Origin of the sequence: Priestia sp. YIM B13552, from assembly GCF_042787775.1 — a bacterium.
Lineage (GTDB): Bacteria > Bacillota > Bacilli > Bacillales > Bacillaceae_H > Priestia > Priestia megaterium_E.
The window spans coordinates 303,356-325,946 of sequence record NZ_JBHZOU010000003.1; the positions used below are offsets into that span (position 1 = coordinate 303,356).

Consider the following 22,591-nt stretch of genomic DNA (forward strand, 5'->3'; position numbering starts at 1 on the left):
CAGCGGTATTATTTGATTACTTCAAATAATACCGCTGTTCCTATTCCGCCTCCACTTCCTAAAGCTGCTATTACATATCGCACGTCACGGCGCTTGCTTTCATAAAAAAGACGCGTAGCTAAAATAGCTCCCGATGCTCCGTATGGGTGTCCTATCGTCAATGCTCCACCGCGAATATTCACTTTCTCTTCCGATATTCCCAGTTCTTGCATGCAAGCAACAACTTTAACAGCAAATGCTTCATTTATTTCAAATAAGTCAATATCATCTACCTTAAGAGAATTTCGCTTCAAGATATTTCTAATCGCAGAAACGGGCGCAATAGCAGGGTAAAGAGGTGACACTCCTGAAATATCAGCGTCAATAAAACGTAAAACGGGCTGAAAGCCTAAAGCGCGTGCTTTTTGCTCTTCCATCACAAGCGCAATGCAGGCTCCGTCGTTAATTCCACAGCTGTTGGCTGCAGTGACGGTGCCTTCTTTTTTTAAAAAGACGGGGCTGGCTTTTTGCAGCAGCTTTGTTAGGTTTCGTTTTTTCATAAATGCTTCATCGTGCATCACGTTTGGAAGAGGAAGCGTTTCTTCTTCAAACAACCTTTTTTCAAAAGCCTCCCAGCTTCTTTCATGACTTAAAAGAGCATATCTGTCCTGTTGATCTTTAGATATATTGTATCGCTGAGCTACGTTTTCTGCTGCGATCCCCATGTCAGGGTCACCAATTTTATCAGGAGAAAAACGTGCTCTTTTTTCAAAAGGAGAAGTACTTGTACTTTCAACGCCTCCAGCTAAATAACACGTTCCAGCGCCTGCTTTTATCAAATAGCTGGCCATTCGAATGGCCTCTAAGCCAGCTCCGCACTGACGGTCAATGGTCATTCCCGGGATAGAAAAAAGGAGGTCTGCTTCTAAAGCGGACAGCCTAGCTACGTTTCCTCCTGGACCTACAACATTCCCTAAAATAACGTCATCGATTTCATATTCAATTCCAGCGCTAAGATGTTTTAATAAAGGAGCCGTTAGCTCTTGAACATAAAAATCTTTCAGTAGACCGTTTTCTTTTCCAATGACCGTACGCTTCGCTTTTACAATTGCTGCTTGATAGATAAGTCATCACTTCCTTACATAGAAGTCGTGTTAGAACGACCAGGTACCGCTACTGCTTTTCGAACTTTTGTAATTAGATAAGCCGCGACCACTGCTTTTATACAGTCACCTGGAAGGTAAACGAAGCTTAGCTGAAGAGATTTTAGAAATGGAATGTGAAGCTGTAGTGCCTGTACAGGAATGCCGCATGCATATACCAACCCAATCCCAAATAACACATTTACGGCAAATGCTTTTGCAACCGTTACATTTTTTAATCGTGACAACGTCCATCCAATAAAGAAAGCTGCAAACACATAGCCAATGATATACCCAGCACTCGGACTCAAAAATACCCCGATTCCTCCGCGTCCTCCAGCAAGTAAAGGAACGCCAGCTGCTAGCAAACATAAAAAAATAAATTGACTTAAAGCTCCTAACCTAGCTCCAAGAATTCCCCCCGATAGCATGACACCCATAGGCTGAAGAGTAATTGGAACGGGTGTAAAAGATAAAAAAATAGGAGGGACGAGTCCTAGAGCTCCCATTATAGCCGTGAATAATGCAACGTACGTCATATCTTTTGTTTTCATCGTAAACCTCCGCTATGTATGATAAAACATGACTATCGTATCTTATAAAACTAAAATTAGTCAACTTAATTTTTATATAAGTTTACATTTTTATTTTCTCAAACCCGTATTTACGGTACACTAAAAGTAAAAGAAAAAGGGAGTTTAATCAGTAATGAAACGAATTGAAGAACTAATTTTTTATCAGTGTCAACAAACGCCTGGCAAACTGGCACTATCGGATTCTATTAATAAGCTAAGCTACGGTCAAATGTGGGATCATGTATGCAAAGCCGAAAATCAGCTGAAAGAAAAAGGGATGGAAAAAGGAGAGCTCGTTGCGTTAAGTATGCCAAACAATGCAGATGCTGTTGTGTCATTTTTAGCGATTTTAAAAGCGGGCGGAATTGTGATGCTTTTACATAATGAGCTAACAGAGGCTGAAGTGGATACCTATTTTTCTATTCAATCCCCGAATTGGCTATGGAAAACATCTTCTTTAACTAACATAACAAAAGAAAAACCAATCCTGCCCGTACGGCAAGTGAATGCACTGTCCGATTTATTTTTATTTGGATTTACCTCTGGATCAACAGGGAGACCAAAAGGGTTTGTAAAATCGCATTATTCTTGGTCTTCATCATTTCAAGAGTGGTCGGATATATTTTCTTTAGAGCAACACGACAAAGTGCTTGTTCCTTTACATATCTCGTATTCTGCCCAGCTTTACCCAGTTTTGCATGCGCTTTGCAGCGGTATGCACGCTATCATGCTAGAAGCGTTTACACCTTCGGCTGTTTTTAACAAGGAAGCTAGCTGTATGTCTATTACACCTGCATTAATTTCTCCATTGCTTCGTTATGTACAAAGCAGACCAAAAGAAAAACGACTTCTGCCAAAAACCGTGATTTCAGTAGGCAATAAATTATCTCCTTCCGTTCGAAAGAAATTTTCACAAGCATTTCCTAATGCCTATCTGTATGAATATTACGGATCTTCCGAAATGGGATTTGTTACGGTGCTTTCACCACATACAGCTGAAACGATGCCTCATACGGTAGGCTATCCTGTTAACAGTGTAGACGTTTTAATCCTGAATAAACGTGGAAAAGAAGTAGAAAAAGGAGACAAAGGGACACTATTTGTAAAAACAAATCAAGCATTTGAAGGATTTGCTAATGACAGCGAAGAAACGAACCGCTCATTTTTTAACGGATATGTTACGTCGCATGATATTGCGGTTCAGCTTCCAGACGGGAGCATTACCATCGTAGGAAGAGACAAAAATGTAATTAAAAGCAGCGGAAGCTTAGTGTATGCCGAAGAAATTGAAGAGCTGCTTTTACAAATACCGGGCGTTAGCGAAGCAGCCGTTTTTAGCGTAGCAGATGCTGAACGTTCAGAAGTAGTAGGTGCAGCAATTGTTTTAGAGAACATTTCTCTTTCTGATGTGAGACAAACGCTGACACAACGAGTATCTGCTTATAAAATCCCGCGCGTATGGAGAGTTTTAACGTCCTTTCCCCGAATGAAAAATGGTAAAATTGATAAAGCAACGATATACAGCTACTTTACAGAGAAAGAAGGGAAGACATATGATCTCATTTGAACCTATTACAGCTGACACGATGTATATTGTGTCAGAGATTATCAATTCAAACGAAGCTTATAACGTGTTAGAAAACGGTAAAAAAGAGCGGAGTGAAGAAGAGCTTTTTAAAGAGTATATGAATAAAAAAACGGACAGTTACTTTATAAAAGCCGACGATACATACGTAGGGGTTATCGATTACATGAAACAAAACCCAAATGATGACTATCCATGGATTGGGGCTTTTATTATTCATAGTGCCTACCACAATTTCAGTTTCGGAACGCAGGCGTATCTAGCGTTTGAAGACAAGCTAAAAGAAGAAGGAGTTTCCTTTCTTCGCCTTGGCGTTCTGTCCCAAAACCCTAGAGCCAAGCTGTTTTGGGAGCGCCTTGGTTTTACACAGTATGCCACTAAGCCGCTGCATCATAATCAAGTGAACTGTTTGGAAAAAGAGCTGTAAGAAAATCCGTGGATTATATCCACGGATTTTTTATTGTACATTAAATGGTCAAAAGAAAGAAAATATAGTAACGACTTTATTATTATCAGAGCCTTATGCTCCTATTGAAGACAACGTAAGCCTTCTATTCGACGCGACTTGAAGGATCTGCAATTGTACTCAATTTTAGCAGAAGAAAAGAAGCTGTTTTTAATATAAAATTAACTATTTGAACTGTTTAGCAGATGTATAAAAAACTGCTTTTTTATGCATTCTCTCTTCATCTATTTCTCTGAGAAAACCTTTCATATCAAGGTTGTATAAAAAGCTTCATATCTGCCTAAGAACCCTTACTCCCAAAAGGGTTCTTTTTTGTGGTATGTTCGAGAAGATGTATTATGTAAACTAGAAATGTATATGATATACATCCTTAAATTCTATTTTGATTGTATGTTACAATGTAATTATAAGGAAAAATAGGTGTATATAAATATGTTAACTGCAGTAGTTTTAACTATTCCAACTTTATCTTTGGCTTGGATTGTAGGACGAAGAGAGCAGCAACGCGAAAAATAATTGATTAGAAGAAAAAGCATTTGAGGTGATTTATATGCAAAGACAACAAGGTATTACTGTACTTTTACTAATGTTAGGAATGGCATCTATTTCTTTAGGGATGGCCCTAAAAAATGTATTTGAGTACTCTCCTGTTGTAGGGTGGCTTTTAGGAACTCTAATATTGATAGTTAATTCTATTTATACAGGTAAAAATATAAAAAAGAAAAGCAATACATAATTGAATTTAGAAGTGCTTGGATAACAATTATCCAAGCACTTTTTGTTCCTATAACTGTGATTATGTTAAGTAATTTTTTTTAGTGTATATAGATTATAAAGCCTAACCTAACACTTGAATTTTGTTGAAATTTAATTATAAGGAAAGTGAGGGCTTTTAAATGATTAAACTCAAGAATTATATTATAAAAACCCCCCCATTGGCTCCTGGGATATCATTCCTCATGATATTTGGAGGTCAATTTATTTTAGGGTACATGAGAGAAGATATTTTTTATACTTTTCATTTAACACTGGGAATTCTAGGCTTGTTTATGATCATAGCAAGTTTATTAATAAAAAAGAAAAAGCAGGAAAGTAAAAAGAGCATCTAACAGTATTATTAGATGCTCTTTTTGATGCTTAGAAATTACATTATGTAAACTTAATCTGTATACGATATGCATATTATAATAGGTCAATTAATGCAAAGATAATACTTAATATAAGTGAAAGAGTAAGTATTAACTTCCATTTAGTTTTCTTTTCTAACTGATATACATTCAGTTTTTCTAATGCAAATGAAACAAGCCACATCATAATTATTGTTTCAATAAATTCAACTATAAAATTAAAAATAAAGTCCATTTGTTCTCACTTTCTTGTTTTGAAATATTTACTTTTCTATTAAAACACTTATAGATAAACATTAAAATACTTTTATTCCTATAAATTACATAATGTTAATTAACATTATATTGGATAAATGTGTTAAATTTAATGATGTTAGGGGGGATATACTTGATTTATTTAGTTTGCACAATCATTTTTTCAATAATTATTATCTTCCAGATTGTTAAAAATAGAGATTTCATATGGTTATGTATGTTTATTCCTATGCTCATTGACCTTCTCATAGGAAAGATTCATTTTTTAAATTTTATAACCAATGGTTACAGGACTGTTATTTTTTTAATTCTTTTTATTGGAATATATTTCACTATGTTTTTATATGACATTGATAAAATAAATCCTAAAGAACAACCTGACAATTAAAATATATTTTAATTGTCAGGTTGTTCTTTGTACCGATAATCCGTTTTATGTTAACAGTTATAAAATCAAAAAGGGGTGCCGTTAGTTCTTAAAGGAAAAGAACTAACGGCACCCCTTTTTTAAGACCAGCATGTAACGTTTATTTTTGGATTCTTTATAAAAGTTATCTTTTCATAAGTATTTCTTAAGAATTGTTAAGGTTTTTCCTCGTATCGTATTAAGATTTTAGCATTAAACTACTGCTTATAACTTATCACCTGAAGAAACGAGGAGAAATAAATGAATGCCATGCATTTCATTCAAGAATTTATGAGACACCCGCGTGCAGTTGGAGCTATTATGCCGAGCTCTAAATCATTAGCTAAGAAAATGATGAAGCCTATACCATTTGAGGAAATAACGTGTATCATTGAATATGGTCCAGGAACAGGCGTATTTACAGAAGAAGTTGTTCAAAATAAACGGAAAGACACCATTTTCTTAGCGATAGAAGCCAATGAAACATTCTATAACATATTAAAGAAGAAATATGGACATATCGAGAATGTGTACATTATTCATGACTCTGCTGAGAATATAAGTGACTATTTAAAACAATATGGCATTGAAAAAGTAGACTATATCGTGTCTGGATTGCCTTTTACAAGCTTACCAGGAACTATTTCTACACAGATTTTAAATGAGACAGGATCTTTGCTGGGACCAGAAGGCAAGTTCATTACATTCCAGTATTCGAAAGTAAAACGCTCTTTCTTTGAATCCTTTTTTACTACGATTCAGTATGAAAAAGTGTATAGAAATGTTCCACCAGCTTATGTATTCGTATGTAATAACTAATCCTACTCCTGTTCTCTAGTTTATATTGAATTTAAGAATAGAAAGAGTGAAGAAACATGTCAGAAAGAACCATCCTTATTGTCGACGATGAAGCTGAAATTAGAAATATTATGTCCATTTATTTAAAAAATGAAGGATATCAAGTAGTAGATGTACCGGATGCTGAAACAGCTATGGATATGTTGAAAAAACAAAAAATTGACCTGATTATTCTAGATGTGATGATGCCCGGGATGAATGGGATAGATACTTGCTTAAAAATCAGAGAAGAATATACCATGCCCATTATTTTTTTATCAGCTAAATCAGAAGACATGGATAAAATTCACGGCCTGGCCAGTGGAGCAGAAGACTATGTTACAAAGCCCTTTAACCCATTAGAACTGATGGCGCGTGTGAAATCTCAACTTCGTCGATACTATATGCCCCCTGAAAGAGAGGTTTCTTCCCACTTCTTAGAAAAGGGAGACTTAAAAGTGGACGGAAGAACAAATGAAGTGTTTGTAAGAGATCGAGAGGTGCGTCTAACTCCTAAAGAATTTCAAATTCTCTCTTTATTACTTCAGCATCAAGGACAAGTATTTAGTATTCAACAGATTTATGAAACTGTATGGAAAGAACCCTTTTATAAGTCGGATAATACGATTATGGTCCATATGACAAAAATCAGAGACAAGATAGAAGAGAATCCTAAAAAACCAATCTATATTCAGACAGTATGGGGCGTAGGCTATAAAGCATGAAAACAAAAAATAATGCAGATAAGATTGGACGTCCATCAGTCAATTTGAACACAAAGTTATTCCTTATCTTTATTCTCTCCTTGGTCATATCTATTTTTAGCTTTTTTCTTTTCATCTTTATCAATCCTCAATTTGGGGATATTCGTAACCGGCAAATAGAGCAACAAAAAGAGGAAGAGACCGTTAGAAAGCTCCTTGCACAACTCACTCATTCCTTGGAAGAGAAGCACATGAACTTAGATGATATAGATCACATTGCTTCAACGCTAAATCCTATAGCGGATGCCCATTCTAATTTAGGGTTCTTAGTAGCAAATGGCAAAGGAGACGTTCTTTTTCATTCAAATAACCAAAAGATAAAAAATACCAATATACAATATTTACTTAAACAAAAGCTTGCAGATGAATCCACGGGCAATGAATCATTTAATACACATTATTCTTCTTTTATATCGCTTCTTTCCCTTCAAGGTGATATCGGATACCTCATTATTGAAGGACCTTCTTTTGATCCTATTTTTAGTCCGAATAGATATATTTATCAAGTCTATATGGGACTTGGAGGTAGTGTACTCATCTTTTTTGTCTTGTTTCTATTATGGACAAGGCCTATTACACGGTATATTAAGCAGATTGAAGAGGGAATCAACAGAATTGTGAACAAAGATTGGACGTATTCTATTCCCGTGAAAGGTAAAAATGAACTGTCATTCTTAGCTAAAAACATCAATTGGATGACCGAACAAATGAGGAAAAGGTTTGAAAAAGAACGTAAAGTTGAACAAGCAAAAAATGAATTAATCACGAATCTCTCGCATGATTTACGAACTCCACTGACCTCTATTATTGGATATCTGACACTCGTGAAAGATAAACAGTATAAAAATAGTGAGGAGCTAGAAAAATACATTCAAACTACCTACGGCATTTCATTCAAATTGAAAAATTTATTGGATGAACTATTCGAATATACAAAGTTGTCTTTACCTGACGTAGACATGCAATTTCAAGAAGTTGACTTAGGTGCAGTCCTATATCAGCTTGCAGGAGAGTATACTCCCATGTTTGAAAATCGTGGGCTTTCCGTAAAAGTAGAGATTCCTGATGAGGCTGTTTTTATCTCCCTAGATATTGAGAAAATGATTCGCGTTTTCGATAATTTACTCTCGAATGCTGAGAAATACAGCCACAAAAGTGGAGATATTGAGATAGACCTCTATACTAACGACAAGCAAGTTATTACACGTATTTCTAATACTACAGATCAAATTAATTCAGAGGAATTAAGTTATCTGTTTGATAAGTTTTATCGAATGGATAAAGCACGTTCTAGCGAAGTGGCAGGATCGGGCATTGGTCTTTCCATTGCCAAACGAATTGTCGAACTTCATCAAGGAGAAATATGGGCAGAAAGTGAGAAAGAAAAGATAACGATGTATGTTGCGTTGCCTTTTCCTCATGATAAAGAAGAGAAAGAAATTATTTATGAAGATTTATGAACTAATTAGATTAGCAGTAGAAATGATGTTTACACCAATTTCTGATAATGTTCTCATGCTAACTTTTTATGAAAAAACACCTTCGAGTGATTACCTGGTAATCACTCGAAGGTGTTTTTAATTATTTTACTAAAACCGTTGTATTCGCCGGAATCACAAGCTGATTCTTGACTTTTTTAGCACCTTTTTCACTAGCAAAAATCAATTTACCTTTCGCTGCTACAGATACTTTTACCGGTTGATTTGAAATATTATGATACACGCTAATGGATTTGCCTTTATACGTACGGCTATAAGCAACAACTTCTTTACTGTCTACTGAAATAGACTGAAGCGTTCCTTTTACTAACTCTTCATGCTGCTGACGCACGCGAATCATTTCACGGTAATGATTTAACAAAGAGTCCTTTTGTTTGGTTTGTGCTTCTACAGACACACCGTTGCGGCCTTTATTGTATACAGGTGTTTCCCAGCTAGTTTGTCCAAGTCCGTTTCCTTCGTACCAGCGGAACGGTTCACGGATTAACTCATCAGGCTTTTCACCAGTCATGCCGATTTCTTCACCGTAATAAATATACGGGTTGCCAGGAAGCGTAAGTAAGATAGAAGCAGCTGATTTTGCTTTGTTCACATCGCCGCTCAGCTCACTCATGACGCGATTTTGGTCATGGTTGGTTAAGAAAATTCCGTCAATTTTATTTGGATTGTATGATTTGAACAGCTCATCCGTTGCCGCTGCTGCAGTGGCGATTCCTTGATCATTTCCTGCTTTTACAGAGCTGACAATTTTTCCTGCCAAATCAAAGTTAAATAGGGAATCAAGCGATTGATAATAAGGAGCTACTACTTCCGGCTGATCCCATACTTCACCCGTTAGATATACGTTAGGGTTTTCTTTTTTCATTGCATCCCTAAACTCATTCCACCATAGGAGATTTTTCTTAGCTCCTTCAGGAGTTTGACCTTTAAAGATATGAAGGGCAGCATCTAAGCGGAAGCCGTCAACGCCTTGCTTTAGCCAAAACTTTCCGACGTTAATCATTTCTTTTCTTACTTCAGGGTTATCGTAATTTAAGTCAGGCATTCCTTCCCAGAACGTTCCGTAAAAATACTCTCCGTTTGGAGCTTTATGCCATACTTGCTGTCCCCAAGATCCTTTTTCATTCAAATCGGTATTTTTATCGGCCCAAATATAGTAATCTCTGTATTTGCTGTCTTTATCTTTTAATGCAGCTTGAAACCAAGGGTGTTCGCTGCTCGTATGATTCACAACAAGGTCCATAATGACTTTTACATCTCGTTTGTCTGCTTCTTTCATCAGCTTGCGAAAATCTTGCAGATTTCCGTACTGCGGATCAATGTTATAATAGTCCGTTACATCATATTTATGATAGCTAGGAGAAGGGTTGACTGGCATCATCCAAATCCCGTTTACTTGAAGATCATTCTTTGTATGAGAATTTCCGTCATTTAAATAGTCCAGCTTTTGTGTAAGACCTTTTAAATCACCATGTCCATCTTTATTTGCATCGTAAAAAGAGTTTACATACACCTCATAAAAGACACCGTTTTTATCTGCTGTTGGAGCTTTACCTTTATGTACAGTTTCTGCGTGAACGCCTGTTGATAAGCTAGCAGCCAGCGGCAGTGTTAGAGCTAAAGCTGTCCATTTTTTCCCTTTCATCGTTTCATCCCCTTTATTTGCAATCGTTTGCATAAATTGACTACAATTGAAATATAGCACCTATTTGAAAACGATTACAATGAAAATTTCATTTTGATTATTTTGAACTAGTAATTTTTCTGACAACCTAGTTATTTACTGTGTCTAATGGCATTAAGCGGCTGCGTTATATTAAGGCTATAGATAGAAGATAGCAATAAAATAAGGGATTATTATCCAAGTGAAAATAATGACTATGTCAAATATTCTGACAATGTTGTTGTTCAATTCATCATCTCGTGCTAAAATCCAAATATAACTGAAAAACGGTACTGAGGTTCCGGAAAACGGAACTCAAAGTATTGATGCAGATAATAAAGCTTGAATTTCATTTACTATCTGCAAATGATTACGCTTACATTAAAGGTGTTAAGGGGGAAAAACGCATTGAGTAAAGTAGATTTAAACTGTGATTTAGGGGAAAGCTTTGGTGCTTATCGTATTGGCAATGATGAAGCCATTTTAGAGCACGTGACGTCTGTGAACGTAGCCTGTGGATTTCACGCAGGGGATCCGAGCGTCATGAGAAAAACGGTAAAATTAGCCGCTGAAAAAAAAGTGCAAATTGGGGCTCACCCTGGTCTGCAGGACCTTATTGGTTTTGGACGCAGAAACATAAAGATTTCACCTCAGGAAGCCTACGATATCGTGGTCTATCAAATTGGGGCATTAAACGGTTTTTTGCAGGCAGAAGGGTTATCGATGCAGCATGTAAAACCTCACGGTGCACTATATAACATGGCTGCTAAAAACAAAGCGTTGTCTGAAGCAATAGCAAAAGCTGTTTACAACGTAAATCCTGAGCTGATTTTGTTTGGGTTATCTGGAAGTGAGCTGATTCAAGCAGGTAACAGAATTGGTTTAAAAACGGCTAACGAAGTATTTGCAGACCGTACCTATCAGTTAGACGGTTCTCTCACTGCTCGCACAGAACCAAATGCTTTAATTGAAAATGACGATGAAGCTGTTTCTCAAGTTATTACAATGGTGAAAGAAGGGAAGGTAAAGTCTCAGCAAGGTAAGGATGTAGAATTGCAGGCAGATACGATTTGCATCCATGGAGATGGAGCTCACGCACTTGAATTTGCCCGTCATGTCAACCGTTCTTTACGAGCATCAGAAGTGGTAGTTAAGGCTATTTCAAAATAAAAACTACATACTATCAGGAGGAAGATGATATTGGAGCCAATTAAAAAATCAACACCTCAGCAAAAGCTTTCGGCTGCGCCTAAAGTAAACTGGACGTTAATGCTTGGAGCCGCTTTTTTAATGGCCACATCGGCTATTGGACCGGGCTTTTTAACTCAAACTACCGTATTTACACAAAATTTAGCTGCAAGCTTCGGATTCGTTATTTTAATTTCAATTATTCTTGATATTTTTGCTCAAACCAACGTATGGAGAATTATTGCCGTTTCTGAAAAACGAGGACAAGAAATCGCCAACATGGTATTTCCTGGATTAGGATACGTGCTCGCTATTTTAATTGTTATTGGAGGACTTGCTTTCAATATTGGAAATATTGCCGGTGCCGGTCTTGGATTAAATGCGATTACCGGTATTTCTCCAACGGCCGGAGCTGCAATTAGTGCAGTTATTGCTGTATTAATCTTCGTTGTAAAAGAAGCTGGAAAAGCAATGGATCGCTTCACGCAAATTGCAGGTTTTGTCATGATTGGGCTGATGCTATATGTAGCCGCTACCACTTCACCTCCTGTTGGAGAAGCTGTAGTGAAATCTTTTACACCTGACAAAATCGACATCATTGCGATCGTTACGCTTGTTGGAGGAACAGTCGGTGGTTATATCACCTTTGCTGGCGGACATCGTCTTTTAGATGCCGGCGTAAAAGGCATCGATTCTTTACCTCAAGTAACAAAAAGTTCTGTAACAGGAATTCTTATCACTTCCGTTATGCGAATCGCTTTGTTTTTAGCTGTACTTGGCGTTGTGTCTAAAGGTTTACAAATTGACCCAGCCAATCCTCCAGCATCCGTGTTTCAGCTCGCAGCAGGAAACGTTGGGTATAAAATCTTTGGTATTGTTATGTGGTCTGCCGCTATTACGTCTGTGGTAGGAGCTGCTTATACATCCGTTTCGTTTATTCAAACGTTTAGTGAAAAACTTAATAAAAACTCAAACTGGATTATTATTGGATTTATTATTATTTCAACTCTGTCATTTGTCTTAATTGGAAAACCTGTAAAAGTTCTTCTTTTAGTTGGAGCAATCAATGGATTAATTCTGCCGATCGCTCTTGGAACATTACTGGTTGCTGCATACAAAAAAAGCATCGTTGGCGAGTATAAACATCCTTTATGGCTTACCATTTCTGGTGTACTTGTCGTTATTGTAATGGCTTTAATGGGCGGCTATACGTTAATGGATCAACTTCCTCAATTATTTAAATAAAACAATGTGCCCGCACGTAAGTTGCGTGCGGGCAATGATGGGAGATGGAAACATGATAACCCTTTCACAACTAACTCCAGCTGAACTTCGTCAGCAAATCCGTAACAATCAGCTTATTCAACCAACAGCAGGCATGGCAAACGGCTATGCTCAAGCTAATTTAGCTATTTTACCAAAGCAACAAGCTTTTGACTTTCTATTGTTCTGTCAGCGTAACCCTAAATCGTGTCCTCTTTTAGATGTCACAGACGCTGGATCTCCGGTGCCGAAGTTTGCAGCTCCGTCGGGAGATATTCGTACAGACATTCCAAAGTATCGAATCTATGAAAATGGGGAACTGGTAAAAGAAGTAACCGATATCACAGATTACTGGACAGAAGATATGGTAGCTTTCCTTATCGGCTGCAGCTTTACATTTGAGCACGCGCTTTTAAACAACGACATACCCGTTCGTCACATTGAAGAAAATTGTAATGTTCCTATGTATAAAACAAATATTTCATGCGCTGAAGCGGGAATATTTTACGGCTCAACGGTGGTTAGTATGCGGCCAATTCCTCAGCAAGATGTAGTGCGGGCAGCCCAAGTAACTTCACGGTTTCCAGCTGTGCACGGAGGACCTATTCACATTGGAAATCCCGCTGCGATAGGCATTGAAGACCTTCACTCTCCGGATTTTGGCGATGCTGTTTCAATTAAGGAAGGAGAAGTGCCCGTATTTTGGGCTTGTGGTGTAACTCCTCAAGCAGTAGCAATGGAAACAAAACCTTCTATTATGATTACGCATGCTCCGGGGCATATGTTTATCACAGATATTCGAGATGAAAAACTAGGTGTTTTATAAAAGAAAGAGGTGTAGATATGAATCAAACTGCAACAAAAGCATCGGCTGTTATTTCTCCGCTTGGTGATTCAGCGCTTGTAATAACGTTTGGAGATAGCATTCAGTACGACATTCATAAACAAATTAAAACGTGTAAAGATTCGATAGAATTAAAACCTTTCCCTGGATTTGTTGAGTGCGTGCCGGCATTTACAAACCTTACAATTTTCTATAACCCTCTTGAAGTGGTAGCAGCTGTAAAAAAGAAGGAGAAAAAAGAATTTGTGTCTCCCTTTGAAGTAGTGTCTTCTATCATTCAATGTAAACTAGAAAACGAACAGACAGAAAAAGAGTTAAACCATCGTACGGTTTCTATTCCAGTTTGCTACGGAGGAGAGTATGGACCTGACCTTGAATATGTCGCTCGTCACCATAACTTAACAACTGAAGAGGTAATTAGTATTCATTCTGAAGGCGAATACTTAGCATATATGATTGGATTTGCTCCTGGATTTCCATTTCTCGGAGGGTTATCTGAAAGAATTGCTACGCCTCGCCGGCCATCTCCTCGCACCTCTATTCCTGCTGGCTCGGTTGGTATTGCGGGGATGCAAACAGGGGTGTATCCTATTTCCACTCCCGGAGGATGGCAATTAATTGGGCAAACGCCGATTAAACTGTTTTTGCCAGAGCAAAATCCGCCAAGTTTGCTTCAAGCAGGAGATATTGTGAAGTTTAAACCCATCTCTAAAGAAGAATATCAAGAAATGCAGGCAAAGGAGGGTGAAAAATGAGTATGCGAGTCAGTAAAGCCGGATTATTAACGAGCATTCAAGATTTAGGAAGAAGAGGATTTCAGCAGCACGGTGTGATTGTAAGCGGAGCAATGGATTCTTATTCCCTTCGAATTGCTAATTTACTAGTTGGTAACGATGAAAAAGAAGCAGGACTTGAAGTTACGCTAATGGGGCCTACCCTTGAAATAGAAAGCGATTGTTTAGTAGCAATTACCGGAGGAGATTTAACTCCTTCGATCAACGGAAAGCCAGTCCCGATGTGGAAACCTTTATTTATTTCAAAAGGAAGCACTTTATCATTTGGCCCTTGCAAAACCGGGTGTCGTTCCTATCTATCTGTAGCAGGAGGATTTGCTATTGATGAAGTGTTAAATAGTAAAAGTACGTATTTAAGAGGTGAAATCGGGGGCTACAAAGGAAGAGCATTACAAGCAGACGATGTTTTACCTCTATCCGTTCCTGCTGCTTCAAAGCCTGCTTTTCTTTCAAATGAAGTGATAAACGGGGTATATACTTCTTCATGGTCCGTAAATTATAAAGAACTTGTTCACTTTACAAAAAAACCAGGTGTCCGTGTTATGAACGGCAGTCAATACGATTTATTTACACCTGAAAGCAAAAGTCATTTTACGAAAGAGCCTTTTAAAGTATCGAATCAATCAGACCGAATGGGCTATCGAATGGACGGACCTTCTCTTCAGCTTCAAGAAAAAAAAGAGTTATTGTCTGAAGCTGTTTCACAAGGTTCTGTTCAAGTCCCGCCGGATGGAAATCCCATCATTCTGTTAGCAGACCGTCAAACCACGGGGGGATACCCTAAAATTGCTCAAGTCATCACAGCGGATTTACCGCTTTTAGCTCAAGTAAAACCTGGAGAATCCATTTACTTTTCTCACATTTCGCTTCACGAAGCTGAAAGAATCTATTTAGAAAAAGAACAGATGCTTCAAGAATTGAAGATTGCTATTAACCTTGCGTCAACTAAATAACACAAAACGGGAGTGACAAGAAATGATAAACGTACGTGAATTGCAAGAAGTTGTTTCATTAATGAATGAATCTGGTATTCAAAAGCTTCATATTGAACATGAAGGAACAAAAGTTGTTATTGATAAAGCAGGAATTCCTTTAGAGGACACAGCTGTTAAAGAAGTGAAAACAGATGAAGTAAAAGCCGATGCCACTGAGCAAGCTCCTCAAGATTCTATGTCTGTAAACGCAGCAGAAAACAATGAAAAGCAAATTTTATCACCAATGGTCGGAACCTTTTACGCCAAGCCAGAAGCAGACGCCGATCCCTTTGTTCAAGTAGGACAAACAGTTGAACGTAAAGATGTTGTATGTGTGATTGAAGCGATGAAGCTGTTTAACGAAGTCGATGCGGGAATGGAAGGAGAAGTGCTTGAAATTCTTGTGAAAGACGGGGATGTTGTTGAGTTTGGACAGCCTTTATTTACCGTAAAGTCATACTAAAGTATACATACTGTCAGGAGGAGTCATTATGTTCAAAAAGGTCTTAATCGCAAACCGCGGCGAGATTGCAGTTCGTATCATTCGGGCTTGTAAAGAGATGGGGATTGCAACCGTGGCCGTGTATTCAGAAGCAGACAAAGATGCACTTCACGTGAAGCTAGCAGATGAGTCATTTTGTATTGGTAAAACGTCTTCTAAAGAAAGCTACTTAAATATTCGTAATTTACTTACCGTAGCGCAAGTAACCAAGGCAGACGCTATTCATCCAGGATACGGATTTTTAGCTGAAAATGCTGATTTTGCTGAGATGTGTGAATCCTATGACGTTACCTTTATTGGTCCAAAAGCAGAAGCCATCCGTAAAATGGGAGCAAAAGCTGTAGCACGAGATACAATGAAACAAGCCGGCGTGCCTATTGTACCTGGAACAGAAGGGTTGATTAAAGATAGCAGCTCAGCTATTCCAGTAGCAAGAGAAATAGGTTATCCAATCATCGTAAAAGCCACAGCTGGCGGTGGCGGAAAAGGAATGCGTCTAGCTCATAGCGAAGAAGAGCTAGAAAAAGCAATTCGTCAAGCACAGCATGAAGCAGAAACAGCCTTTGGAAACGGCGGCGTATATCTTGAAAAGTACCTAGAAGAACCAAAACATATCGAAATTCAAATCATTGCTGATGAAGAAGGGAATGTGGTTCATTTAGGGGAGCGAGATTGTTCGATTCAACGCCGTCATCAAAAATTGGTAGAAGAAGCTCCGTCTCCTGCGGTAGATGAAAACCTTCGTGCTAAAATGGGCAAAGCGGCTGTCTCGGCAGCTAAAGCAGTTGATTATACAGGTGTCGGAACAGTTGAGTTTCTGTTAGATAAGCACGGGCATTTTTACTTTATGGAAATGAACACACGAATTCAAGTTGAACACCCTGTTACAGAACTTGTAACAAACATTGACTTAATTAAAGAACAAATTTCAGTAGCAGCAGGCTACCCGCTATCATTTGCTCAGCAGGACGTTCAGTTGAAGGGATGGGCAATTGAATGCCGGATCAACGCAGAAAATCCGGCTAAAAACTTTATGCCTTCTCCTGGAAAAGTCGAGATGTATTTACCTCCTGGTGGCTACGGGGTTCGTGTAGACAGCGCCGTTTACCCAGGCTATGAAATTTCTCCATTTTATGATTCAATGGTAGCGAAATTAATTGTAACGGGGAAAGATCGAAATGAAGCGATTCAACGAATGAAACGCGCGCTCGAAGAATTTATCATTATAGGTATTCATACAACCATTCCTTTTCATTTAGAATTACTGAACCATCCTTCTTTTAAAGAAGGGGATTTTACAACCAAATTTCTAGAAAGTAACCCTATTTCAATTAAAGAACTAGAAACGGTTTAAGAAAGGAAAGTGCTCTTATAAGGGAGTGCTTTCCTTTTTTTCTTCATGTATAATAAAAAGAACATATGATTAGCTAGTAAGCTATACGTCTATCAAATACATGTATTCGTACAAATAAGGGAGAAGGTTTTATGCAAGCTAACAATAAAACAGTCGTTAAATCCATGCAAATTCTCACGCTTTTTATCAAGCACCCTAAGCTGACCTTCACAGAAATGATGGAATATTCAGGCGTTCCGAAAACTTCTTTGCACCGGATGGTTGGTTCGCTTGAAGAGATGGGATTTTTAACAAAAGACGAGCAAGGATACTATTCGCTAGGACTTTTATTCTTACAATTTGGTCAGCTAGTGGCTAATCGCTTAGATATTAGAAATATCGCAAAGCCTGTAATGGAAACGCTCCGAGACGAAGTAGAAGAAGCGGTTAATTTAATTGTACGAGATGGGAATGAAGCTATGTATATTGAAAAAGTAGATACACTTCATCCAGTGCGTCTTTATACATCAATTGGAAGGCGTTCACCTCTTTATGCAGGAGCTTGTTCACGCATTATCTTGGCGCATTTACCCGAAAAAGAACAAGAGGAATATATTACTCAAACGGAGCTAGCTCCAATAGGAATTGGAACCATTACAGATCAAAAAAAGCTAAGAAATGTATTAAAAGAAGCAAAAGAAAAAGGGTATACCATTAGCACCTCTGAATTAGAAAACTTTACAACATCCGTGAGCGCGCCGATTGTAAATCATCAAAATGAAGTGGTTGCAGGGATTAGCGTAGCGGGAATTGAAGCGAGATTTCAAGGAGACAGACTGCCGTTCATTATTCAAAAAGTAACAGAAGCGGCGAGCCTAATTTCTGAAAAACTCGGTTATCAAGGATCATTAAAGTAGCATACATAGAAAAATGGAGGTAGACCATTGAAACGATTAGAAGGTAAAACAGTCGCACTCGTAGGTCAGCGTAAAGTAGAAGAAATCAGCAAAATTGTTGAAAACCTTGGCGGGACCCCGCTTGTACGACCTGCACAAGGAACAATCTTTTTAGACGACACACATTTAGAAGCAGATATTAAAGAACTGGTAAAAGGAAATTATGAATGGTTTATTTTTACGACAGGGGTCGGTACAGAAATTCTTTACAAAACGGCAGAAAAGCTAGGGCTGGCCGACGAATTTCTTTCTTCTTTACAAGCAGCTCATATTGCTGCACGCGGGTATAAAACTGTAAATATGTTAAAAAAGCTAGGCATTACTCCAACTGTTCGAGATGATGATGGAAGTACAGCGGGACTAGTCAGGGCGCTTCATTCGTTTTCGTTTGAAGGAAAGCATGTAGCGCTTCAGCTTCACGGAGATCCTGTACCAAAATTGATTGACTTTCTTTCGAATCAAAAAGCCCAATTTAAAGAGATTTTACCGTATCAGCATATTCCGCCAAAAGCAGAAGTGATGGAACAGCTTATAAACGAATTAATAAGCGGAAAAATTGATGCTGTTAATTTCACAAGCGCTCCGCAGGCTCGCTTTTTATTTTCATTTGCAAGAGAACACGGACAAGCTGATCGCATTCGAGAACTCTTTAAAAGCTCTGTAGTAGCTGTATCTGTAGGAAAAGTAACCGCTGCTGCTTTAAAAGAAGAAGGAGTAGATCGTATTGTTATTCCTGATCAAGAAAGAATGGGAAGTGCAATTGTAGCTTTAGAACATTATTATCAGCAGCGTGATTAACAAAAGACCTTCTCGCTTCACAGTGAGAAGGTCTTTTGTATGACTTCATCCGAGCATTGTCGAATATTGTTTGATAATTACCTATCACCCTTTTTTTAAACACGTGGAAACAACAGATAAACATAGATTTGTTACTATTTCAGAAAATCATTTTCAAATACTGTAAAAATAGCAGAAAAAGGTAAAAAATAGACGTGGATGTTAAAAAATCATTACGTTCTCTTTAGCAACAACTTATATCCAACCAGCTTAAAAAATCTTGATCGCCTATTTTATCATGTTAAAAACAGTGCTGTGTAAAGCCCGGTAGATTATTTATTTTAACAGGGATATAAAGGTATATTTTTGCAGGTGAAAGATGAATGTATACACAAGCTTTAAATGTTACATTACTGAAATACAATTGTAATATTGTTATTCTTTTTTTCAACGTTTATCGTGGTATAATTTTCGTAGATTTTCATTAGCATATTTAGCTATTTATCGACAAATACAGTGAACTTTACATAAATTGTCATACTTTTATACATATTGATACATAATTAGAAATTACTAGTTTAACAGAGCGAGAAAGCGGAGGAATTCATATTGAAAAAGAAAATGCTTTTACTTAACACAACGGTTTTATTAGGCCTGGGAGGAGTTTTATCAACTCCAGCGTATGCTTCTACCATTCAGGATATGGAATCACAAAAATCTCAGATTCAAAATCAGCGTCAAGATGTGCAATCTAACATCAAAGCAGCTTCTGATGAATTAACAAGCCTTCAAGCAGAACAAGATCAAATGAAAGCACAGCTTGAGCGATTAACAATAGCAGAAGAAGAAAACAATAAAAAAGCCCAAAAAACAGAAGCCGATATTAAAGAAACGTCTAAACAAGTAGAGCAGCTTGAAAAAGAAATTAAGCTGCTTCAAGAAAAACTTGAAAAGCGAAACGATATTTTAAAAGATCGTGCACGTTCTCTGCAAGAAAGCGGCGGTAACGTAGAGTATTTACAAGTTTTACTTGGTTCTTCAAGCTTCAGTGATTTTGTAGACCGCGCGCTAGCTGTTTCAACTATTGTAGATGCAGACCGTGGTATTTTAAAAGAAACTAAAAATATGCAAGACGAATTAAAAACAAAACAAGCTGATGTTAAATCTAAGCTAGCTAGCTTAGAAGACATGAAGGCAGAACTAGATGAAATGACTGTCCAGCTAGCAGCTCAAAAGAAACAAAAAGATGCACTGGCAAAAGAACTAAAAGACAAAGAAGCAAAAAATGAAGAACTAAAGGCTTCTCTACAAGCAAAAGACAGCTCTCTTGCAAATGAACAGTCTACGCTTGAACAAAATATTAAAGATCAAAAAGCTGCAGAAGAAGCAGCAAGAAAAGCAGCTGAACAAGCGGCTAAAGAGGCAGCTAAGAAAGCAGCTGAGCAAGCTCAAAAAGCAGCGGCTGCGCCAGCTGAACAAGCCGATTCATCTTCTGCTAAGGCAGAAGCACCAAAAGCAAGCAGCAATGATGTGGCACCTACAAGCGCTCCGGCTCCAAAAGCTAGCAATGTTGTAACAGTAGGAAACCGCTGGATTGGAAACTCTGCTTACGTATTTGGCGGAGGACGCAGCCAGTCTGATATTAGCCGCGGTTTATTTGACTGCTCGTCATTTGTACACTGGGCATATTCTCAAGTAGGCGTTAACCTTGGACCTCTTGGATCTGTAAGTACAGAGACGTTAAAGCATGCGGGAACACAAGTGTCTTCTAGTCAAATGCAGCCTGGCGATCTTGTTTTCTTCGATACATATAAAAAAGACGGTCACGTTGGCATTTATGTAGGAGGCGGCAAGTTCATCGGTGCTCAAAGCTCAACAGGTGTTGCAATTGCAAACATGAGCAGCGGCTACTGGAAACAAAAATTCAACGGACGCGTAGTTCGTATTTAATAGGGTATAGTAAAAAGAAAACATCCCATCTGGATGTTTTCTTTTTATATTGTAAGGAGCGTATGACTATGAATTCTATTTTTGATCATATACAACCCAACTTAGATATTTTATTTGTCGGTTTTAATCCAAGCATCCGTTCAGGTGAAACGGGTCATCATTTTGCGAATCCAACCAATCGCTTCTGGACGATTCTTCACAAAGCAGGTTTGACAGATCGTAAATATCATCCGGAGGAAGATCACTCGCTGCTCCAGCTGGGGTACGGTTTAACAAATATTGTAGAGCGTCCTACAAAGGCAGCTGATGAGATTACAAAAGAAGAATATGCAGAAGGCAGAGAAATCTTAAAGGAAAAAATAGCTACATATACGCCTAAAATCGTTTGTTTTGTTGGAAAAGGTGTCTATCAGCAGTACAGCGGACGAAAGCAAGTAAAGTGGGGTAAACAAGAGAAATCGATGGTATCAGGAATAATGGACTTTGTTGCCCCGTCTTCAAGCGGGCTCGTTCGAATGAAAGTAGATGAAGTAGTCGCCATTTATGCAGAGCTTCCGAAGCTGCTGTGTACATTAAAATAGAGAAAGCCCTAGGGCTTTCTCTATTTTGTAAACGAAATATCAATTTGAATAATTTCCGATCGGCTTCCGATTCGAAGCGGAGGACCCCAAAAGCCAAATCCTGAAGAGACAATGGTATGCAGTTGGTTATTTTGCTTGTAGCCCCAATCAATTTCAAATAACCGCTTTGTGATCAAATGATTAGGTGCCATTTGTCCTCTGTGAGTATGGCCGCATAGAAGTAAATCCACTCCTGCTTGTTCCGCTTCTTTTAAGGAAAGCGGCTGATGATCCATTGCAATGACAGGAAGAGAACGATCCGTTTCACTCGCTAAATCGAAAAAGCTGTATCGGTTTTTGTCCGTCTTGTCTTTTCTGCCTATTAAATACAAGCTATCACCTATGTTTAACACTTCATCCATTAAAATAGGGATGTTCATTTCTTTCATTCTTTCCACAAACTGAGGGATCTTCCCGCCGTAATACTCATGGTTTCCCAAAATTCCATACGTGCCTAAAGGCGCTTTGAGCTGCTTCATCATAGAATCCATTTCTTTCTTAAAGAATACGTGGGGATCATCGTCAATAATATCTCCAGGAAGTAAAATAAGATCCGGCTGTATCTTTTGTACATGAGTGATTAACCGCTGCAAATGTTTTTTGCCGGACAATGTGCCAAAGTGCATATCAGATGCTACAGCAATGCGAAGGTTTTTCCGATTCGTCTTTTTAGCAAGCGAAATCGTATATTTTCTTACCACAGGACTGTAAGCATTATACGTACCGTAAGCAAAAATGAATAAAAAAGCGGCAATTATGAAAAATCCAATTGAATCGATAGCTGTAGAAAGCGAAGCGCCTAGAAGAGTAAGAATATATACGGCTAGATTACTTATAGGAAGCAAAAGCACCGAATATTGAATAAATCCTAACCAGTACGATCCCACAATTTTAAATATGCTCACTTGTTGAAACGCACGACTGATGATAAAGGAATAAGCAAAAAAGACAACGATTACCGTAAGAATCCATTTGTTTTCCACTTCAAACATTGTGTGAAGCCACATCCAAGCGTTCCATCCGATGTACAAAACGAATAAATTATATAAAATAACAACTAAAATAGACCTTACTAACACACTTACTTTCATA

At 38.0% G+C, this 22,591-nt stretch carries 21 protein-coding genes; 17 read left to right on the top strand and 4 right to left on the bottom strand.

All coding sequences use genetic code 11. The features are described from left to right. Positions 1-8: 8 nt before the first annotated feature. Together ACFX40_RS13700 and ACFX40_RS13705 are read right to left on the bottom strand one after the other, a co-directional pair. Positions 9-1,103 (bottom strand): acetyl-CoA C-acyltransferase, encoded by a 1,095-nt coding sequence (locus ACFX40_RS13700; RefSeq protein ID WP_377255708.1) that lies wholly within the window; start codon positions 1,101-1,103, stop codon positions 9-11. 14 nt (positions 1,104-1,117) lie between these two features. Then, entirely contained in the window at positions 1,118-1,675 is a 558-nt protein-coding gene (locus ACFX40_RS13705; RefSeq protein WP_098333107.1) for a biotin transporter BioY, read from the bottom strand. A 154-nt stretch (positions 1,676-1,829) separates the two neighbouring features. Between ACFX40_RS13705 and ACFX40_RS13710 the strand changes: the two genes are divergently transcribed. The 6 genes from ACFX40_RS13710 to ACFX40_RS13735 all read left to right on the top strand — a co-directional run bounded on the left by ACFX40_RS13710 (position 1,830) and on the right by ACFX40_RS13735 (position 8,596). After that, a complete protein-coding gene (locus ACFX40_RS13710) occupies positions 1,830-3,263 on the top strand; it encodes a class I adenylate-forming enzyme family protein (protein WP_377255246.1) in 1,434 nt (477 codons plus the stop codon). Further along, complete coding sequence (locus ACFX40_RS13715) at positions 3,250-3,708, top strand: GNAT family N-acetyltransferase (protein WP_336116726.1); 459 nt, start codon at positions 3,250-3,252, stop codon at positions 3,706-3,708. Before ACFX40_RS13710 ends, ACFX40_RS13715 begins: the two co-directional genes overlap by 14 nt. A 589-nt stretch (positions 3,709-4,297) precedes the next feature. Then, on the top strand, positions 4,298-4,483 hold the full coding sequence (locus ACFX40_RS13720) for a hypothetical protein (RefSeq protein ID WP_136789227.1): 186 nt from the start codon (positions 4,298-4,300) through the stop codon (positions 4,481-4,483). Positions 4,484-5,796: 1,313 nt separating this feature from the next. Further along, positions 5,797-6,354 carry a class I SAM-dependent methyltransferase gene (locus ACFX40_RS13725; RefSeq protein ID WP_377255249.1) on the top strand — a complete coding sequence of 186 codons (558 nt, stop codon included), beginning with the start codon at positions 5,797-5,799 and terminating at the stop codon, positions 6,352-6,354. Positions 6,355-6,410: 56 nt separating this feature from the next. Then, complete coding sequence (locus ACFX40_RS13730) at positions 6,411-7,097, top strand: response regulator transcription factor (RefSeq protein ID WP_098249639.1); 687 nt, start codon at positions 6,411-6,413, stop codon at positions 7,095-7,097. Beyond that, positions 7,094-8,596 (top strand): sensor histidine kinase, encoded by a 1,503-nt coding sequence (locus ACFX40_RS13735; protein ID WP_377255251.1) that lies wholly within the window; start codon positions 7,094-7,096, stop codon positions 8,594-8,596. The genes ACFX40_RS13730 and ACFX40_RS13735 overlap by 4 nt, the downstream gene beginning before the upstream one ends. 121 nt (positions 8,597-8,717) lie before the next feature. Here the strand turns inward: ACFX40_RS13735 and ACFX40_RS13740 are convergent, their stop codons facing one another. After that, positions 8,718-10,313: an alpha-amylase family glycosyl hydrolase gene (locus ACFX40_RS13740; protein WP_377255254.1), complete on the bottom strand. Its 1,596-nt coding sequence runs from the start codon at positions 10,311-10,313 to the stop codon at positions 8,718-8,720. A 393-nt stretch (positions 10,314-10,706) separates the two neighbouring features. Between ACFX40_RS13740 and pxpA the strand changes: the two genes are divergently transcribed. From pxpA to mug, 11 genes are all read left to right on the top strand, one after another. Beyond that, positions 10,707-11,468: a 5-oxoprolinase subunit PxpA gene (pxpA, locus tag ACFX40_RS13745; RefSeq protein WP_098333122.1), complete on the top strand. Its 762-nt coding sequence runs from the start codon at positions 10,707-10,709 to the stop codon at positions 11,466-11,468. A gap of 24 nt (positions 11,469-11,492) precedes the next feature. Then, complete coding sequence (locus ACFX40_RS13750; protein ID WP_035335539.1) at positions 11,493-12,731, top strand: NRAMP family divalent metal transporter; 1,239 nt, start codon at positions 11,493-11,495, stop codon at positions 12,729-12,731. A 52-nt stretch (positions 12,732-12,783) separates the two neighbouring features. Further along, positions 12,784-13,575 (top strand): putative hydro-lyase, encoded by a 792-nt coding sequence (locus tag ACFX40_RS13755; RefSeq protein WP_377255257.1) that lies wholly within the window; start codon positions 12,784-12,786, stop codon positions 13,573-13,575. A 17-nt stretch (positions 13,576-13,592) separates the two neighbouring features. After that, the gene (gene pxpB, locus ACFX40_RS13760) at positions 13,593-14,348 is read left to right on the top strand and encodes a 5-oxoprolinase subunit PxpB (protein ID WP_028408421.1); all 756 of its coding nucleotides are present in this window, start codon (positions 13,593-13,595) and stop codon (positions 14,346-14,348) included. After that, the gene (locus ACFX40_RS13765; RefSeq protein ID WP_028408422.1) at positions 14,345-15,340 is read left to right on the top strand and encodes a 5-oxoprolinase subunit C family protein; all 996 of its coding nucleotides are present in this window, start codon (positions 14,345-14,347) and stop codon (positions 15,338-15,340) included. The genes pxpB and ACFX40_RS13765 overlap by 4 nt, the downstream gene beginning before the upstream one ends. Before the next feature lie 22 nt (positions 15,341-15,362). Next, positions 15,363-15,824: an acetyl-CoA carboxylase biotin carboxyl carrier protein gene (accB, locus tag ACFX40_RS13770; RefSeq protein ID WP_098525009.1), complete on the top strand. Its 462-nt coding sequence runs from the start codon at positions 15,363-15,365 to the stop codon at positions 15,822-15,824. A gap of 28 nt (positions 15,825-15,852) precedes the next feature. Continuing rightward, positions 15,853-17,217: an acetyl-CoA carboxylase biotin carboxylase subunit gene (accC, locus tag ACFX40_RS13775; RefSeq protein ID WP_098525010.1), complete on the top strand. Its 1,365-nt coding sequence runs from the start codon at positions 15,853-15,855 to the stop codon at positions 17,215-17,217. A gap of 131 nt (positions 17,218-17,348) precedes the next feature. Continuing rightward, complete coding sequence (locus ACFX40_RS13780) at positions 17,349-18,113, top strand: IclR family transcriptional regulator (RefSeq protein ID WP_274156715.1); 765 nt, start codon at positions 17,349-17,351, stop codon at positions 18,111-18,113. Positions 18,114-18,140: 27 nt separating this feature from the next. Continuing rightward, on the top strand, positions 18,141-18,950 hold the full coding sequence (locus tag ACFX40_RS13785; protein WP_377255261.1) for a uroporphyrinogen-III synthase: 810 nt from the start codon (positions 18,141-18,143) through the stop codon (positions 18,948-18,950). A gap of 588 nt (positions 18,951-19,538) precedes the next feature. Next, the gene (locus ACFX40_RS13790) at positions 19,539-20,879 is read left to right on the top strand and encodes a coiled-coil domain-containing protein (RefSeq protein WP_060745554.1); all 1,341 of its coding nucleotides are present in this window, start codon (positions 19,539-19,541) and stop codon (positions 20,877-20,879) included. Between the two features lie 68 nt (positions 20,880-20,947). After that, positions 20,948-21,460 (top strand): G/U mismatch-specific DNA glycosylase, encoded by a 513-nt coding sequence (gene mug, locus ACFX40_RS13795; RefSeq protein ID WP_028408428.1) that lies wholly within the window; start codon positions 20,948-20,950, stop codon positions 21,458-21,460. A gap of 20 nt (positions 21,461-21,480) precedes the next feature. Here the strand turns inward: mug and ACFX40_RS13800 are convergent, their stop codons facing one another. Beyond that, positions 21,481-22,590 (bottom strand): metallophosphoesterase, encoded by a 1,110-nt coding sequence (locus ACFX40_RS13800; protein WP_098249647.1) that lies wholly within the window; start codon positions 22,588-22,590, stop codon positions 21,481-21,483. Position 22,591 lies beyond the last annotated feature (1 nt).

Bases quoted from the DNA above. Each gene is read 5' to 3' on its own strand.
- ACFX40_RS13705 (WP_098333107.1), bottom strand. From the start codon at position 1,675: ATGAAAACAAAAGATATGACGTACGTTGCATTATTCACGGCTATAATG.
- ACFX40_RS13710 (WP_377255246.1), top strand. From the start codon at position 1,830: ATGAAACGAATTGAAGAACTAATTTTTTATCAGTGTCAACAAACGCCT.
- ACFX40_RS13715 (WP_336116726.1), top strand. From the start codon at position 3,250: ATGATCTCATTTGAACCTATTACAGCTGACACGATGTATATTGTGTCA.
- ACFX40_RS13720 (WP_136789227.1), top strand. From the start codon at position 4,298: ATGCAAAGACAACAAGGTATTACTGTACTTTTACTAATGTTAGGAATG.
- ACFX40_RS13725 (WP_377255249.1), top strand. From the start codon at position 5,797: ATGAATGCCATGCATTTCATTCAAGAATTTATGAGACACCCGCGTGCA.
- ACFX40_RS13730 (WP_098249639.1), top strand. From the start codon at position 6,411: ATGTCAGAAAGAACCATCCTTATTGTCGACGATGAAGCTGAAATTAGA.
- ACFX40_RS13735 (WP_377255251.1), top strand. From the start codon at position 7,094: ATGAAAACAAAAAATAATGCAGATAAGATTGGACGTCCATCAGTCAAT.
- ACFX40_RS13740 (WP_377255254.1), bottom strand. From the start codon at position 10,313: ATGCAAACGATTGCAAATAAAGGGGATGAAACGATGAAAGGGAAAAAA.
- ACFX40_RS13750 (WP_035335539.1), top strand. From the start codon at position 11,493: ATGATATTGGAGCCAATTAAAAAATCAACACCTCAGCAAAAGCTTTCG.
- ACFX40_RS13755 (WP_377255257.1), top strand. From the start codon at position 12,784: ATGATAACCCTTTCACAACTAACTCCAGCTGAACTTCGTCAGCAAATC.
- pxpB (WP_028408421.1), top strand. From the start codon at position 13,593: ATGAATCAAACTGCAACAAAAGCATCGGCTGTTATTTCTCCGCTTGGT.
- ACFX40_RS13765 (WP_028408422.1), top strand. From the start codon at position 14,345: ATGAGTATGCGAGTCAGTAAAGCCGGATTATTAACGAGCATTCAAGAT.
- accB (WP_098525009.1), top strand. From the start codon at position 15,363: ATGATAAACGTACGTGAATTGCAAGAAGTTGTTTCATTAATGAATGAA.
- accC (WP_098525010.1), top strand. From the start codon at position 15,853: ATGTTCAAAAAGGTCTTAATCGCAAACCGCGGCGAGATTGCAGTTCGT.
- ACFX40_RS13780 (WP_274156715.1), top strand. From the start codon at position 17,349: ATGCAAGCTAACAATAAAACAGTCGTTAAATCCATGCAAATTCTCACG.
- mug (WP_028408428.1), top strand. From the start codon at position 20,948: ATGAATTCTATTTTTGATCATATACAACCCAACTTAGATATTTTATTT.
- ACFX40_RS13800 (WP_098249647.1), bottom strand. From the start codon at position 22,590: ATGAAAGTAAGTGTGTTAGTAAGGTCTATTTTAGTTGTTATTTTATAT.